Origin of the sequence: uncultured Lutibacter sp., assembly GCF_947493565.1 — a bacterium.
GTDB classification, from domain to species: Bacteria; Bacteroidota; Bacteroidia; order Flavobacteriales; family Flavobacteriaceae; genus Lutibacter; species Lutibacter aestuarii.
Genome location: NZ_CANLRG010000001.1, coordinates 253,467 through 270,212, shown reverse-complemented (window position 1 = coordinate 270,212; position 16,746 = coordinate 253,467). Strand labels below are relative to the sequence as shown.

18 protein-coding genes are annotated in these 16,746 nt (G+C 26.9%); all 18 read right to left on the bottom strand.

Annotated features, from left to right (window positions below; genetic code table 11):
- Complete coding sequence (neuC, locus tag Q0714_RS01150) at positions 1–1,131, bottom strand: UDP-N-acetylglucosamine 2-epimerase (protein WP_298262457.1); 1,131 nt, start codon at positions 1,129–1,131, stop codon at positions 1–3.
- Between the two features lie 153 nt (positions 1,132–1,284).
- On the bottom strand, positions 1,285–2,325 hold the full coding sequence (locus tag Q0714_RS01145; RefSeq protein WP_298262456.1) for an N-acetylneuraminate synthase family protein: 1,041 nt from the start codon (positions 2,323–2,325) through the stop codon (positions 1,285–1,287).
- Positions 2,326–2,604: 279 nt separating this feature from the next.
- Positions 2,605–3,270 (bottom strand): acylneuraminate cytidylyltransferase family protein, encoded by a 666-nt coding sequence (locus tag Q0714_RS01140; RefSeq protein ID WP_298262455.1) that lies wholly within the window; start codon positions 3,268–3,270, stop codon positions 2,605–2,607.
- On the bottom strand, positions 3,270–4,193 hold the full coding sequence (locus Q0714_RS01135) for a PIG-L family deacetylase (RefSeq protein WP_298262454.1): 924 nt from the start codon (positions 4,191–4,193) through the stop codon (positions 3,270–3,272). Before Q0714_RS01135 ends, Q0714_RS01140 begins: the two co-directional genes overlap by 1 nt.
- 3 nt (positions 4,194–4,196) lie before the next feature.
- On the bottom strand, positions 4,197–5,132 hold the full coding sequence (locus Q0714_RS01130; RefSeq protein WP_298262453.1) for a sulfotransferase: 936 nt from the start codon (positions 5,130–5,132) through the stop codon (positions 4,197–4,199).
- The gene (locus Q0714_RS01125; protein ID WP_298262452.1) at positions 5,125–5,769 is read right to left on the bottom strand and encodes a CatB-related O-acetyltransferase; all 645 of its coding nucleotides are present in this window, start codon (positions 5,767–5,769) and stop codon (positions 5,125–5,127) included. The genes Q0714_RS01130 and Q0714_RS01125 overlap by 8 nt, the downstream gene beginning before the upstream one ends.
- Positions 5,766–6,683, bottom strand: coding sequence for a sulfotransferase (locus Q0714_RS01120; protein WP_298262451.1), 918 nt, complete (start codon positions 6,681–6,683; stop codon positions 5,766–5,768). The genes Q0714_RS01125 and Q0714_RS01120 overlap by 4 nt, the downstream gene beginning before the upstream one ends.
- On the bottom strand, positions 6,673–7,689 hold the full coding sequence (locus Q0714_RS01115) for a glycosyltransferase family A protein (RefSeq protein WP_298262450.1): 1,017 nt from the start codon (positions 7,687–7,689) through the stop codon (positions 6,673–6,675). The genes Q0714_RS01120 and Q0714_RS01115 overlap by 11 nt, the downstream gene beginning before the upstream one ends.
- An 8-nt stretch (positions 7,690–7,697) precedes the next feature.
- Complete coding sequence (locus tag Q0714_RS01110; RefSeq protein ID WP_298262449.1) at positions 7,698–8,591, bottom strand: glycosyltransferase family A protein; 894 nt, start codon at positions 8,589–8,591, stop codon at positions 7,698–7,700.
- Entirely contained in the window at positions 8,591–9,364 is a 774-nt protein-coding gene (locus Q0714_RS01105; RefSeq protein WP_298262448.1) for a glycosyltransferase family 2 protein, read from the bottom strand. The genes Q0714_RS01110 and Q0714_RS01105 overlap by 1 nt, the downstream gene beginning before the upstream one ends.
- A 42-nt stretch (positions 9,365–9,406) precedes the next feature.
- Complete coding sequence (locus tag Q0714_RS01100) at positions 9,407–10,675, bottom strand: hypothetical protein (protein WP_298262447.1); 1,269 nt, start codon at positions 10,673–10,675, stop codon at positions 9,407–9,409.
- Positions 10,676–10,681: 6 nt separating this feature from the next.
- The gene (locus Q0714_RS01095) at positions 10,682–11,779 is read right to left on the bottom strand and encodes a DegT/DnrJ/EryC1/StrS aminotransferase family protein (RefSeq protein WP_298262446.1); all 1,098 of its coding nucleotides are present in this window, start codon (positions 11,777–11,779) and stop codon (positions 10,682–10,684) included.
- 2 nt (positions 11,780–11,781) lie between these two features.
- Positions 11,782–12,531: a class I SAM-dependent methyltransferase gene (locus Q0714_RS01090; protein ID WP_298262445.1), complete on the bottom strand. Its 750-nt coding sequence runs from the start codon at positions 12,529–12,531 to the stop codon at positions 11,782–11,784.
- 3 nt (positions 12,532–12,534) lie between these two features.
- The gene (locus tag Q0714_RS01085; protein ID WP_298262444.1) at positions 12,535–12,960 is read right to left on the bottom strand and encodes a hypothetical protein; all 426 of its coding nucleotides are present in this window, start codon (positions 12,958–12,960) and stop codon (positions 12,535–12,537) included.
- Positions 12,945–13,928, bottom strand: coding sequence for a glycosyltransferase (locus tag Q0714_RS01080; RefSeq protein WP_298262443.1), 984 nt, complete (start codon positions 13,926–13,928; stop codon positions 12,945–12,947). Before Q0714_RS01080 ends, Q0714_RS01085 begins: the two co-directional genes overlap by 16 nt.
- A gap of 91 nt (positions 13,929–14,019) precedes the next feature.
- Complete coding sequence (locus tag Q0714_RS01075; protein ID WP_298262442.1) at positions 14,020–14,919, bottom strand: glycosyltransferase family A protein; 900 nt, start codon at positions 14,917–14,919, stop codon at positions 14,020–14,022.
- On the bottom strand, positions 14,913–15,749 hold the full coding sequence (locus Q0714_RS01070; protein ID WP_298262441.1) for a glycosyltransferase: 837 nt from the start codon (positions 15,747–15,749) through the stop codon (positions 14,913–14,915). The genes Q0714_RS01075 and Q0714_RS01070 overlap by 7 nt, the downstream gene beginning before the upstream one ends.
- Complete coding sequence (locus tag Q0714_RS01065; RefSeq protein WP_298262440.1) at positions 15,750–16,742, bottom strand: glycosyltransferase family 2 protein; 993 nt, start codon at positions 16,740–16,742, stop codon at positions 15,750–15,752.
- Positions 16,743–16,746: the final 4 nt, after the last annotated feature.

Sequence of the window (16,746 nt, the reverse complement as noted above, 5' to 3'; positions counted from 1 at the left end):
CTAAAAGTCGTTAAATTGCTTTTGTTTGGCTATTTTCCAAAAATTTTTTTCTTCCAAAATTTCTTTAAATAAATGAGCACTATTTCCTTTACCAAAATCTACATTTATTTCATAAGATAATGGTTTTAAATTTAAATTATTTATACTTTTTAGAATGGCTGATTTTGAATAATCACAATTTATTATAGATTTATTTACAACTCTATTTTGTTGTCTTGTTCCCACATTAATAGTTTTCACACTATAATAAGGAGCTTCTCTAACACCTGCACTTGAATTACCTATAATAAAATTTGCATTTTTTAACAAGGTTAAAAAATATTCAAATCTTAAAGAGGGTAGAATTCTAAAATGAGAATTTCTTTTTAATGCTTCAAATTCTTTTAATATTAAACTTGAACCTAAATCATTATTGGGGTAAATTACCAAATAATTTAAATTACTCACTAGTAATGCACTTGTAAAGTTTTTAGCATATTCAGCTATTTTATCATACTCTGTTGTTACTGGATGAAACATTGCAATTGCATAATTAGCAAAAGAAATATCATAATATTCTTTAGCTACTTGCAATGTTGGTAAAGTGTTAGAAAACATGCTATCAATATCAGGAGAACCAATAATTTTTATAGCTTCTTCAATTTCACCCATTTGTAATAACCTATTTTTTGCTTCACTATTTGATACAAAATGAATATGTGATAATTTACTTATAGAATGTCTTATCAGCTCATCTATAGTACCACTCAATTCACCCCCCTCTATGTGTGCAACCAATATATTGTTTAAACTTCCTACTATAGCCCCTGCCAAAGCCTCTACTCTATCCCCATGAACTACTATTAAGTCGGGTTTTAACTCATTAATATACGATGAAAAACCTTCTATAGTTTTAGATAAGGTTAAATCCATGGTTGTTTCATGAGTGTAATTTTCAAATCTTGAAATGTTTTTAAACCCACATTTTTCTACTTCAAGCACTGTAAATCCATAAACTTTTTGCATATGCATTCCAGTAACAAAAATATAAGGTTCAAATTGGCTGCTATGTTGAAGTATATGTATCAACGATTTTATTTTACCAAAATCGGCTCTTGTACCTGTTAAAAAAACTATTTTTTTTATTTTCATTTTAAATACTTCTCAACATACATATTTCTTAGGATGTAATAGAGATACAAATATACTTTTACTTTTTTTTAAAAAATAAGTATTTCACTTTTAATAACTATTTATAAAACTTACTTCTAGTATCATTCAAAGTATCTTTCTACTAACTTCAATTTATTTTATACAGTTCCAACTCAATTGTTCATCATTCAAAATATCATGTGTGGCTCTTTTTCCTAAAATCTCATTAAAATGTGCTGCTAAAATTTCTCCTGTACCTGGACGCTTCACCCAAATATTATCTTTTGTAAACAACTCTCCTTCTTTTATAGGAGCTATACTACAAACTGTTGCAAATGCAAAATCCATAGTAACTTGTTCTTCTTTAGTAGGTTCTTTTTTTCCTCCACGCATATACCATAATTCTTTACTTGAACCAATTAACTCACTACAAGTTTTTTCATCCATACTACATATAATATCTGGTCCCTTACGTTGCATGGTATCCGTAAAATGACGTTCTATAATACTAGCTCCTAAAGCTACAGCTCCCAAACAAGCATTATTGTTTAACGTATGATCAGACAAACCAAATACCTTTTTTGGAAAAGCTTTATGTAATTGTGTCATTGCACCTAACCTCACTAAGTTTGGAGGTGTTGGATATAAATTAGTAGTATGCAATAAAGCAACTGGAACATTATAATTATCAAATATCTCAACTGCTTTTTGAACGCTTTCTATGGTATTCATTCCTGTACTCAAAATAACAGGCTTTCCAAATTGAGCAATGTGTTCTATTAATGGATAATTATTACATTCGCCTGAACCAATTTTAAAAGCTTTAACATCCATTTTTTGTAACCTATTTGCAGCGGCTCTTGAAAATGGGGTTGAAATAAATAACATTCCTTTATCTTCAACATATTGCTTTAATTTAATCTCTTCTGCTTCTGACAATGCACAGCGTTCCATAATTTCATAAATAGATATATTTGCATTCCCTGGAATCACCTTTTTTGCCATACTATTCATTTCATCTTCTACAATATGTGTTTGATGTTTAACTACTTCAACACCTGCTCTTTGTGCTGCATCTACCATTTCAAAAGCTGTTTTTAAAGATCCTTCATGATTGATCCCTATTTCTGCAATTACTAACGGTGGAAAATCTTGTCCAATGTTTCTTCCAGCTATTTCTATGTATGGGTACATATCTCTTTTTATTTTATATTCTATTTATCAATTCAAGTGGTTTTATATACAACCTTTGTTCTTTTAAAAATTGTAACTATTAATTAAATATCACTATAACTATTTACCTAAAAAATGTCAGTTCGAGTAGTTTTAATACGAATGGAATTCGTGTTAAAAGTATATCGAGAACCATTCAGGTTACAAAACACTTCTCGATACAATTTCTTCGAAATCACTCGAAGCGACAACATCACCAAACAAACATCATTTCGAGTTGCCTAGTGTATCGAGAACCAATTACTCTATATTTTTATACTTTGTCAACAAATATTCCGCATATTCAAAATCATCTTTAGTATCAATATCAACTCTAGTAAATGGATGTTCAACTATAAAAGGAAAATGATGCTCTCCAATAATTTTACCTGTTTTAATTACACTTGATTTTATAATATATAATAAACCATTTTCAAAATATAAAGGTTCTAAATCTTGACTACGCTGTCCTATTTTATAGTTAAAAGGTTCAAATTTATGATTTTTAATTTTTCCAAATTTTTGTCTGTTTCTACTTACAGTCATCAAACTATCATAATTATCTTCTTCAAATTTATGTAAAGCTTCTTTTAATAAATTTTTAGGACGCAATGGATTTGTTGGTTGCAATAAAATTACAGTATCAAATGTTTCATCTAAAGTTTCTAAAGCATGTTTTAAAGCATCTATAGTAGGTGATATATCAGTAGCCAATTCTTCAGGTCTATCAATTACCTCTACTCCATTTTTTAAAGCAATCTCTTTTGTTTTAAAATCATCTGTGGTTACTATAATTTTTTGAATACCATTTTCTTTAGCATAATTTATACTATGAACTACCAAAGGGACTGCATTAAAAATTTTTAAATTTTTATTAGGTAGTCTCTTTGAACCTCCTCGAGCTGGTATAATTGCTATGATTTTCATTAATTCATAATTATATTTTGCTTAATTAATTTTTTAAATGATCTAATACAAACCCTATTTCCTTTAAATAAATTATTCAAAGGTGTTTTCTCGTAAATAGCATTAAAATCTTTAAAAGATTTGGATGAAACATATGTAAACGTTTCAATATATCTTTCTTTATTCGAATTTTGTAAAAAACGAGATCTCCAAGCATCAAGACCTTTAGACATATGATCATATCTTTGATGCATTAATTGTGAAGTATAATTTTTCAACAAATCTTGTTTAGTATTAATTTCATCGGTTATATCAACATAAAAATTAGGTAATAAATCTGTATGAACTGCATAAAATAATATTCTTTTATCAAATTCTAATTCACTACATATTTTACCTATTATATAAGAACAAAGTCTATGTTTTGGTGGTTGATCTAATGGCCAAATTGTAAATATATAATCCCAATCTTTTTTAATCCATTCAACTAAAACCTTTAAATGATTATCTGTAACATTCATAGATATGTTATCTAAACCTAGCTCTAACATTTTACAACCCAGATCATTACAAACTTTTTTAGCTTCTTTATGCCTGATTTTTATTGAATCCAATGGATTTGACAATTCAGCACCATTTGTTAAAAACCCAATTGTTAATTTATTATTATTTTTAAGTAGTTTAAGAATTGTTCCACCACATCCAATAATCTCGTCATCTTGGTGAGGAGCTAATACTAATATATTTTTATTTTGGGGAATTTTAAATTCTTGAGGTATTAATATTTCTCTAAAATAATCTAATTGCAAACAATTTTCTATAAAGTTGATATCAGTCGATTTGTAGATTTTATCCAATAAAAAATTATAAGCTCCCTTTTCATTATTAGCAAAATACTTGTATTTATAAATACTTTCTACTTTATTTAAAAAACGCCTAATCATAAATTACCATTTAGTTATTTTATCTCCCAAAAATTCTTCTAATTTTTGATTGAATGGTTTGTAATAATTTTTTAGATACTTTTCTATTTCAATATTTAATACTTGTTTTTTTCTTTTAGATGTATAATAAAAGCCTCTTAACTGTTTTCTTATTTTATCTCTTTTAAATTTATTATTAGCAACTCTTACTATAATTGCCTCGCTTAATCTATCCCAAAAATTAAATAGATATTTAATTAAAGGATACTTTGCATATGATTTTTTTTCTAATAATTCTTCCTTATTAGACTGAATTGGGTTGTGAAATATTTCTTCTGAATTATTAATACCTAAAAATGTACATATACTTTCCATTTCTTCAGACCAATTCTCCATCAACTCTTCTAAAATTACGATTTTGACTCTTTCTTTTGGTATATATTTTATGAAATGTTCTATACTTTCTATGTAACAGCCTCTCTTAATATATTGTAAATGTAATTTTTCCCATGAAGTAAGGTTACCATTAAACTCTCTTTCTATAGCTTTTTTAAAAGATAAAGTTTCTCTACCTTTCTTTAACTCATTAAAATATTGACTCTCAGCTCTTTTCACAGGGTCCCTAAGTATTATAATAAATTTACAATATGGTAAATATCTAGCCAATCTAGAATGAGTTTGTTTCCACCATAATAAATCTGCATCTTTTTGACCTGTTATAGACTCCTTTATCCTCTCAGATAATCTGTTATATTCTAATTTACTATGGCTCTGCTCCCAATTACTTATTGAATTTTCGTCTATTATTGGTTTTAAAGAGAATAATTCGGGTTCAATAAAATAATCAAAATCTGTTTTTTCAAACATTCCAATTTCGGGGTGTTTGCTTAAAACATCATAAAGTGTAGTTGTACCCGAACGTCTTTCACCGGCAATAATAAAATGGGGTTTTTTATTCATATATAGATTTTGAGTGAGTAAGATTTTTATAAAACAATGTTTTAATTTCTTCAATTTCTTTTTCAGTTTTATCCCACCATTTTAATTCTTGTAATTCATTAATTAACTTATCTGAAAACCTTTTCTTTATTATTTTTGCTGGAACACCTCCAACTATGTGATAAGCAGGAACATCTTTTGTCACAACAGCACCTGAGGCAATAATGGCTCCATTACCAATATTTACACCCCCAAGAATAATAACATTTTTACCAATCCAAACATCATTTCCAATTATGCTTTTTTTATTTGTTTTGTAGTTAGCCATTTTTCCACTTAACAAACGCTTATTTATATACGTTGTAAGGTGATTTGTTGGATGATTGAAAGTATTTATTGATGCATAAGGTGCAAATTGGCAATATTTTCCAATTTCAATAGTACCATGAATTAAATTATGCATACTAAACGTAGTCCCAAAACCAACTTTAATATTACCATTAAAATTACAGTTAGATAAAACTCCATTATTCCCTTCAAATTGAACCTGTTGCAGTCCTTTTACAAACCCGGTAACCATAACTTTATCTTGTTGCATTTTGCGGGTATAATTGTTGGCTCTTTCAAACAAATAATACAATAATTTATTAAAAATCATAACTCGGGTTTATAAAATAATTCATACACGGGTTTTGTAATACATAACACCTTTTCAATTTCTTGATTGCTTAATTTATTTTCCCATTTATAGGCATTTTCTTTCGAATTTCTGGCATGTTCTAATTCTTCTTTAGATTGGGTTGATTTTTTAATATAATCAACTGTTTTGCTGTTTAATTCCAAACCAATATAATCAAATATTTTCTGAAATTCCACTACTGGGTTTAACGATAGTGCTTCGTGTTTCACATATAACCATTGGGGGTATATACTTTGATAATATGCCACTTGTGTGTATATTACTTTCCAAATTAAAGCGGCATTTGTAATAATATCTTCTTTCTTTTTTGATGATTTATAAGCTGTAACCTCCTCTTTTAAATGAGCTAATTCTCCTTCAAAAAAATGAGGCTGATTTAGCAAATTGTCAAAATCAAACCACCAATTTTTCTCTTTTATACTAAGAGCAAAAGCTGCAGGATGTCTAATAATAACAATAGGCAACATATCAAATTCTTTTGCCAACCAAGGTATGCTAAACAAAGCAATGGGATCTTTAAACATTTTTACCGGACGCAACGACTTTTTTAATCTTTTTATAAAAGATTGTATAAAAGAATGATTCTCATAGGTTTTAAAACAATGAAAAGGAAATGTTGTAAGCTTAAAATTTATATAATAATTAATTAGTTTTTGTGCGTTGGTTATATCATTATTCAGACTGTTTTTATCAATTTTTAAAAACCAGTGGTTTAATTTAGGTCTTTTTAGGCGTTCAACTTTGTTAAGATTTAAATTAAATGGTTCCATTATAACATCAACTTTTTTATTTGTTGAAATTACTTTTCCTATCCAAGTAGAACCAGATCGATGTGAACCAGTTACCACTATATTTTTGTACTTAGTACTCATAATAACCTTGTTTTAACCCCCATATTTTAAACAGTTTGGGTTTTACTATTTTGTTCAACACCAATTTGTTTATTATTAAAGCTTTAAGCTTATAGGGCAATTGTATTTTTTTTGATTTGCCAAAATTGTAAGTTGGTGTTACCGTATTGGTTTGCTCAGTTTCAACAATTTCAACCATCCAGTTTTCTATGCAATTTCCCATATGATAGGCATAGTTTTTTACGGTAGCCAAACGCCAAAGTTTGGCTTTTTCAACGGGTATATCAATATAGTACCTATCGGCATCACTTGAATAGGCCAATCTACTTTTTTTGTTGGGTGAAAAGTCAAATACTTCCTTTCTCAATGTTGAAACAAAATGTCCGCAACCCACAACTGCCGATTGGTTTTTTCGTTTTACTGTTAATTGGTACTGCAACCTAATTTGTTTTTTATACATGCTTTTTTCTTTGCCAATACTTTTGGCAAACAATAGCATTTCTTGCGCTAAATTCAGTTGTTGAAAGGTTAACATATTTTTTAGTGCACCATCAAACAAGGTATTTGCAGTATAGTTGCCATAAACGGTACCATGTGGAACCGGTGAAACCATACCAGCTTCAGGAAAATAATTAAACACATCTTCAACAGCATGAATCCAGTTTTTTTTAAACAGCACATCTCCATCTGTAATGGTTATTAAAGGCTCTTCTGAAGTTTTGGCAACAGGAATTACGGCATCAATTTTTCCTAAATTTTCTTTATGATGAATTAATTGGTCTAATTTTCCTGAAATATATAACTTTTGTAAATAGTTGGTTACTTCGGTACAACTGCCATTATTAATTACCGTTAGGGCGCTTTGGTTATGGATAGTTTTAATTAAAGATTCTAAACATAAAGCAGTAATTTTTAAACCATCCTTAAAATAGCCCTCTAAATGTGGAACGCAAACGGGTACAATTATTCTATGGTAATAATTGTTTTTAATTTTTTGGTCTTTATTTGGGTTTGTACCAATCCGCATAGCTACTTTTATTTAAGTATTTTATGAAATAACAACCATTTTAAATTTTCAAAACGTAAAAACCAAATGGAGTCCAGTAAAAACAACTGTTTGACATTTAGTAACTTATGGTGTTTAAATGATTTTAATTGCATTTTACATAAGTTACTCAATAAATTTTTATATTGTATTCTTGAAATGGTTTTTGAATTTCTGTTTAAAATTAATACATTCTTTAAATATAATGGTAACTTTACATAGTTTTGATTACTTGCAGATATATTATTATTGTGTTTTCTATAGTAAACCAAAGGTTGGTTTAAAAAATAGAATTTTGTTTTAAATGAACACCTTACCCAAAACTCTACATCTTCACCTGCAGGCGGCATAACCTCATTAAAAAATCCTACTTGGTCAATCAATTCTTTTCTTAATAATACTGAAGAAGTCATTAATGTCCAGTTGCCTATCATTTTTAATGACACATCTCCATGTTTTACATCAGGCTTCCCCGGCTTACCAACAATTTCATTTAAGGGCAAACTATTTTCATCAATCAATTCACAATAGCCATGAGCCAATCCAAAATCTGCATTTTTTTCTAAAACAGTTACCTGCTGTTCTACTTTGTTTGGCAACCATAAATCATCATCATCAACAAAAGCAATATATTTTCCTTTAGCAGCTTTTATACCTGTGTTGCGCGGTTTAGCAGGTCCTCCACTATTGGTTATTTTTATATAGGTTACTTTCTCAAATTGTGTACATAGTAATTTTGAATCATCATTAGAAGACCCATCATCTATCACTATAATTTCTATATTGGAATAGCTTTGGTTAACTACACTATTTAATGTTTCTCTTAAATAGGAAGTTCTATTATAAGTAGGAATTATAACACTTACTAATGGGGATTGATTCATTATAGTTTAAGCCTTTTTTTAATTCTTTTAACAATTCCTTTAAAAGTTGCCCGCTTAAGTAGTCCTAGTTCTTGTTCTAATTCTAAAAGCTTTTTATAGTCGATATAAAAAACACCATAATATGCTTTCAAAATACTTTTATCTTCTTGCTTTTTTAATATCCTAAATTCAGGATTATTACTCAAACCCGTTAAATCGTATTTTGTTAAAGGATAATTAATGTGGTTAAAATGATACTTTGAACTTAAAAAACAAGCAATATAAAATGCGCGATCGGCCGCAATTTTATATGATTCATTATACAAGCCCATCTCTTCAAATACTGATCTTTTAAATAATGTGCTTTGATGCGGCAAAGATGATTTAACAAAAAATAGCGGAGTTAATTCATCGGGGTATATTTTTTGGCCATTTTCAAATACATAATCACCATAAATAATATCGCCTTTAAAATTAGGATGCTTTATAAAATCAAGCAAAGCTGTTGACCCATTTAATACATCACCACTATTTAAAAACAATAAATAATTGCCCTTAGCTTTTTTTATACCTTTATTCATGGCATTAAAGATACCTGAATCTTTTTCGCTTACCCAGTAATCTATATGCTTTTCATTTGCCTTAATAATAGGAATACTTTCATCTGTTGAGCCTCCATCAATTACTAAATATTCAAAATTTCTCCATTGTTGAGCTAACACACTATCTATTGTTTTATTTAATCCTTTAGAGTTATTAAAATTAATCGAAATTATAGAAAGACTTAAATTCATAAAATAAAATTTTAAATAAATATTTATTTTTAATAAAATAATTTATTGAATACTAATATTTATTTGTTCAATAATTCTATTTAAAAAAATATCAATTTTTAGCTTATTATTGAAAACAGTTAATACATTACTTCTATAAAAACTATAATTATTAAATATTTTTTCAACTGCAATAGGTATTTCATTTGGGTCTGTTATAACGAGACCTATATTGTTCTCTAATACTAATTCTTTAAAACCTGGTAAATTTGAAGTAATTACAGGTAATCCAAATTTTAAATACTGATATAATTTCCCCGATGCACCAGCCATAAATTTATAATTATCACTTATATTACCATTATAAATTGCTAAACCAATATGTGCAGAAGAAAATATTTTGTATAATTCATTAAATTTTACCGCTTTATTTGATATAATTAAATTATTCTTACCCTTTAAAATTACATCACTCAAATATGCTTGATTTTGATTTTTTATTATTCTATCATGAAAAATAATTTTTACTTTATCTTTAAAATTATAATTGCCTATAGCCTCCGCAATTTCAATACTACATACATTTTTTGAAATCATTCCTGCACTTAAAACAATTTTTGTATCTCGCTCAAGATTAAAATTTTCTAAAAAGAAATTATTCAAATATTTTTTTTCAATTTCGTTTATAAAATTTGTTGAATTAGGTAACTCTAACATTTTATTACTCTCAATACCAATATGTCTTTTTAAAGCTTTCCAACGATATGTATCCTGTATTATAGTATATTCTATTATTTCTTTAAAATATTTTTTTTCATTACTCAAAATTTTATTTTTTAAACTTGAAGATACATGCTTTGGGGTTTCCCCCAATTCAAGTGATAAATAGTACAAACTATTGTATTTAAGCTTACTTTGATCTAGTAAATAAAGACTTATTGCATCAACACAAAAAATCAAATTAAACTTTTTTTCATATTTGAAAATAGCTTTTGCAAAACATTGTATTCTATAATATTCTAATTTTTGCAGTATCTTTAGAATGATTTTATTAATAATTTTATTTAAAAATATAACATTGAATAATTTAATTTTTCTTAAAAAGTAAAGGAAAAAATATAAAAAATTATGACCATTTATAGTTTTAATTCTTATAAAATTAATACCTACTTTTTCAAAATCATTTATAGAATCTAGCGTAAACTCATTATCATCCTTAATAAAAACATCAACCTCAAAATTAAACTCATTTAGTTTATTTATTAAATATTGTAATGTTGGAGAAACGTCTAACCATCCATCCCAAAAAATAATTGCAATTTTTCTCTTCATTACAAATTATTCATGAAGTTTACTTATAACCTTTGCTACTTCCTCATCAGTTATACCAAGGCCACTTGGAATATAAAATCCGTTTCTCGCTAGTTTTTCACTTATCGGATAAACATCATTTTTAAATAATCCCATTTTTTTAAATACTGGCTGTTCGTGCATACACCAAAAAAATGGTCTAGTACCAATCTTAGAAATATTTAATTTTTTTATTGTTTCTTTTTGTCGTTCTTCACTTTCAGCAACTAGACCGAAAACCCAAAATATATTATCGGCATATGGTGTTTTTTCTTTTGGAAGTTGAAATCCTTTTAAATCTTTTAACCCTATCAAATACTGCTTACCTATGTCTCTTTTTCTTTGAATATGATAATTAATGTTTTCTAATTGTGCTACTCCTAATGCTGCTTGAAGATTAGTCATTCTATAATTCCAACCAAATTCATTATGTATAAAACGTCGACCTTCTGTCTCAAACGCTAAATTTCTTAATTTTTTTGCTTTTTTATCTAGATTTTCGTCATTTGTTAATAACATTCCACCTTCACCGCTTGTGATGTGTTTATTAGGGTAAAAACTAAAAATAGCAATATCACCAAAAGAGCCACACATTTTACCTTTATAGGTTTGCCCATGCACTTCTGCGGCATCTTCAATTAAAAATAAATTATACTTTCTACATAATTCTAAAATTGGATCCATATCTACAGGCAATCCATAAATATGAACTACAATAATTGCTTTAGTTTTTAAAGTAATTTTAGATTCAATGACATTTACATCCATATTCCAAGTAGATTCATCTGTTTCAATTAATACTGGTATTGCTCCTGCCCTTAATACAGAAAATGCTGGCGAAATAATCGTAAATGTCGGCATTATAACTTCATCACCCTTACCTATACATAAAGCCTGAACTGCAATATCTAATGCTGCTGACCCATTTGAAACTGCAGTCCCATATTTTTTCCCTATATATTTTGAAAAATCATTCTCAAATTTATTTACGAAAGGACCTTCACTTGACACCCAACCAGTTTCAATGCATTCTCTTACATACTTTAACTCATTGCCTATCATTAATGGCTTATTTACCGGAATCATAATTATATCTTTTTTAATAGAAAGCATACGCCCCAAGTATTCTCACTTGGCGACTTGCCTGTTAAAAATTCTTCAACACACAACACTTCAAACCCCGTTAATTCTGCCAAAATTTTAATTTCTGGTATTGAAAAATGTCTCATTATGTGTTTTTCTTTTATTTTTTCAGTTTTAGAAGTCATCTTATCTATAATTAGAACTTGAAAATCAACTTCTACCAAATTTTTATTAGTAATTATTCTCGATTCAGATATTCTAACTATATCAATTTGATCATTACTAAAGCGCTTAATTTTTGTGTTAGGCTTTTGATGATAAACTGCTGGCGTATACCAAACATCAAATATAAAAATTCCATTTTTATTTAATTGATTATAAGTAGTTTTAAAACAATTTATAACAGCATCATTTTCATTTAAATATGAAATTACATGAAACAAAGAAATAGCAACATCAAATTTTTGGCTTAAATTGTAGTTTGAAATATCTCCCTTAAATGCCTTAAAACCTTTTATTTGTTTCTCTTTTGATAACAATAACATTTGTTCACTTTTTTCGATACCTATAACTGAATAGCCTTCTTTGCAAAAATATTTAGCATGTGCACCACTTCCAGATCCCAAATCTATAATTTGCTTTGCTTTAGGAAAATATTCTTTAATTTTATTCACAACATATTGACTTTCTGCCTCGTAGTTTTTGTCTTTGTATAAAAGATCGTAATACTTACTGTAATTTTTAAAATTTGACATTTACTAAAAAATTATATTATTATCATCAATAGCTGAAAATCTAACTTTATCTTCATCTCCGCAGTATGGTCCTTGTTTTACTTCTATCATTTCAGTAACTTCCAGCATTTTAAAACCGTGGCCACCATTAGAAAGCAAAATAACATCTCCTGTAAAAAGTATTGAACTTTTAATATAATTTTGATTATTATCATAAAAATCCACTCTAACTTTACCTTTTTTCACAAATAAAACTTCTTGAGTTAAATGTACTTTTCTAGGAATTAAGTTATGTCGATGAGGTGCGATAACATAACCATTTGGTCTTTTCATATACCCTAATTGTTGTGAATCACTATCATTAGTAAAAAATTCAATACCTTCTTTACTATAAGTAGATCTTATGATAATAGCTAATTGTAAATTGTTTTCAGTTATAATTTCAACCATTTTTTTAATTTTTTCAAATAATCAGTAAAAAATAAAGGAATAAATATTTTAATTATTTTTTTTATTCTTTTTTTCAGGGATGGCCTTTTTAATTTACCAAAATAATTCCCTTTCCCCGAATAACCTAATTTTAAAGCTTTAATAACACTTTTTATCTCTATAACTTTAACTGATTTAAAAATGGGAAGATTTAAGCATAAAGGTGGCATAATATTTTTATTTGCGTGAGTTGCTTCATCGGATTCGATATGATTAGACATTGAAGGGTTAGGATATAATGTTAACCATCCTTTTAAAACACAAACTGCCTGCCATCTGATAGCCCAAGAATTTATCTTGCCTAGTTTTTGTTGATTAAGCATATTCATAAAATCAAAAGAATCATATGCATTGAAAATTTTAATTTTATTTTTATCCTTATTTAACTCCTCTTCGAGTTCTTCAATATTTGATTTAAAATGTTCCCAACGATTTCTCCAAGTTGCCCAACCCCAGCAGTCAGGTATCGAAACAAAAAAATAATCAGGATATTTTTCCCCACAAGCAAAGAAATTACAAGCTCCAATTTGTCCAACGGAAAAATTATCATCATATCTGTTCAACGAATCATTCATATACTGCAAAAAAAAAGGTGAAAGTATTAGGTCATCTTCCAATACAATAACTTTATTATATTTATTTATTACAGTTGTAACTCCTTTAATCACTGAGTTAGCTAAACCTAGATTATGTTCATGAATTGTTATGATAACTTTTTTAAACCTATTTTCATTTTTTATAATATTTCTTACTTTTTTGATTTTCTCCAAAATCTGATCTGAAACATTTGCTTTTACTCCATCACAAAAAACATATAAAACACTTTCCTTGGCCAATGTATTTGCAGCAAGTGAGTCTAATAATTGACTTGTATGTAATGGACGGTTATAAGTAAAAAGTACTATTGGTGCTAACTCCAAATTTTTCATTAATTCTTAAATTATCAATTAAAAATATAAATAATCCACAAATCTATTTTAAAAATAGATAGTCTTAAAATTTCTAATAAAAATTAATTTTTTAACTAATCACACTAATGAAAAAACGTCTTATAAATTTTATTATAGAAATAAAATTTAAAATCAAAATATATTTCTTAAACAAAAAAAACCATTCTTTTAAGCTCAATTTTCTATATTTTTTTATAGTTACTTCATAAATCATTAATATTTCTAGTTTTTCAATTTTGTTAAACAAATGTAATTTATTAATAATAATATCTTTAAATAACTGAATACTAGCATTATTTTTTAATAGCAAATCTTTTTTATTTCCTGAAATATTTTTATCCGATATCCTAAAATAGACTATAGCATCATTAATTGTAAATATTTTTTTTCCATCTGAAAAATCTAAACAAGCATTACAATCACTACCCCAACCAAGATAATAATCTTTAAAACCATATTTTTTATAAACTAATTTATAGAATATATATTCAGATAAAGAACTTCTCGTTTGACTTTTAATGAGTCGTGAAAAAAAAGTTGATTCCTTTTCCCAAATAGGATGTTTAAAAATATTCGAAATTGTATTTGATTTTTGAAAAATAACTTTAGTTGCAAACCGAATTAAATAGGATTTCTTGTTAAAAATATTAAAATTTTTATAAAATAACTCAACTACATTTTCTCCAAGTTTATCATCATCCCCTAAAATCATAATCCACTCTTCATCTTTAAAAAGTTCTATACAACGCTCCCATTGTTTAACTAAAGAAATACTTCCTAAATTTGATTCAAATCTATGGTATTCAAAATTAAATTGCCCTTTATATTTTTCTAATAACTCTGTTGGATCTTCAAGACTTGCATCATCGCCAATATAAACATTAAATCGCTTATCAGTTTGATTCGCTAAAGAATCTAAGGTTTCTTTAAAAAAAGTTATTTTAAAATAAGGTATTACTATGGCTAACATAAGCTCTTTTTTATTATTTGTTTACAAAAATATAAATGATATTTAGAAATTGGCTTTAATAAAAAAAGTTGCAACCAAACTGAATATGCAATTTTATTTTTATTAATTTTTAAACATGAATTAATAAATTTTATGGCATTAGAAACCTCTAAATTCTTATTACTACCAAAAGGTAACAAGTTTGTATAATAGTTATGGATTTCAAAAGTTGAATTAAACCAAGATTCATTTATTGACCCTAATGAAAAATGTTCTAATAAAATTTCATTTGTAACAACAATTTTATAACCACTCTTTTTGTATTCAAACGAAATGTTTAAATCGTAATTATGAAAACCTTTTAATTTTTCATTAAAACGTATCTTATCATCTGTTCTTGCCGCTATAAATACCCCATCTATAACAGCAACTTCTTCAATTCTCGTATTTCTAAACCCTATATTCCAATGCTCTTTGGCTTTATTGGGTATATGCTGTATAATATTTATTACTTTTTGATTTTCAAGACAATCCCACCAAGCAGAGGGCATTTTTGTTTTTGTTTTTGCTCCGGCTACACCTATTAGACCTATTTTTAAATCATTTTCAAAAATTTCATTGATTTTTAAACCCCAATTATTTGTTTCAAATAAAATATCATCATGAAGAAAACACAGATATTTCCCGTTACTTTTTTTAATGCCTAAATTATATGCTTGATAAATTGAATATTTATTTTCAGAATTATCAATAACTATTAATTCATATTCACAACCAATAGTATTTTTAATGTTTTCATACAAAATCGAGCATATTTTTTTTGTTCTTGAGCAAATAATTATTGAAACCATTTATTTTGCTTTTAACTTAAATAACCTTAAAAATTTTATTTTCAAGTTTTTACTAAAATTATAATTTTTAACAAACAAATCAAGAACTGTAATTAAAATTACAAATCCTTTTATTTTTTTATTATTTTTAATATAAATACGGGATTTTTCATATTTCAATTCCCTATAAATACTTTTGTTTTTAGAAGTTATTTTTTTAAAATTAGATACTTTTTTTCTTTTTAAGTAATAAAGCAGATTTTTACGCATTATAAAATCTAAGTCAATGATAGTAACTCTCTCTTTATACTTTTTTGCTTTTGAAATTACACTATTATCGTGATATCTAAAATAATTTAATGATTTACTGATAAAAGCATTTTTATTGTTTATTAATATTTTAAAATAAAACATCCAATCTCCACAATATCTAAATGAAGGATCTATAGTTAGATGTTTAGTAATATCAACAACATTTTTTTTAAATACAACTGCACTGGCATTTGGTATAACATTTCTAACAATTAAAAATTGTTCTATGAAATCATTACCGTTCATTATGAAATCATTTAAAAACAATTTGGAATTTAAATCATATGTGTGCTTAATCCAATCTCCAGTAACAATTCCATCCTCATTTACTTTATTTGATTGACAATATGACAAAACAACTTTATTATCATTAATTAAAGGTTTTAACAATACTTCTAAAAAATTTAATTCACAAAAATCATCACTTTCTGCAATCCAAATAAATTCACCTTGTGACAAAGAAATTCCTTTTTCCCATTGCTTAAAGGTATTACCAGTATTTACCTCATTAAAAATACAATGACTAACTTGTGGCTTATTAGCATACTCTAATAAAATTTCCTTACTGTTATCAGTGCTGCAATCATCTAATAAAATAACTTCAAAATCCCTAAAAGTTTGATTAAAAACTGTATCTAAACGTTGCCTCAAATAATTAGAATGATTATAATTTGGAACAATAACGCTAACTTTAGGATTCATAATA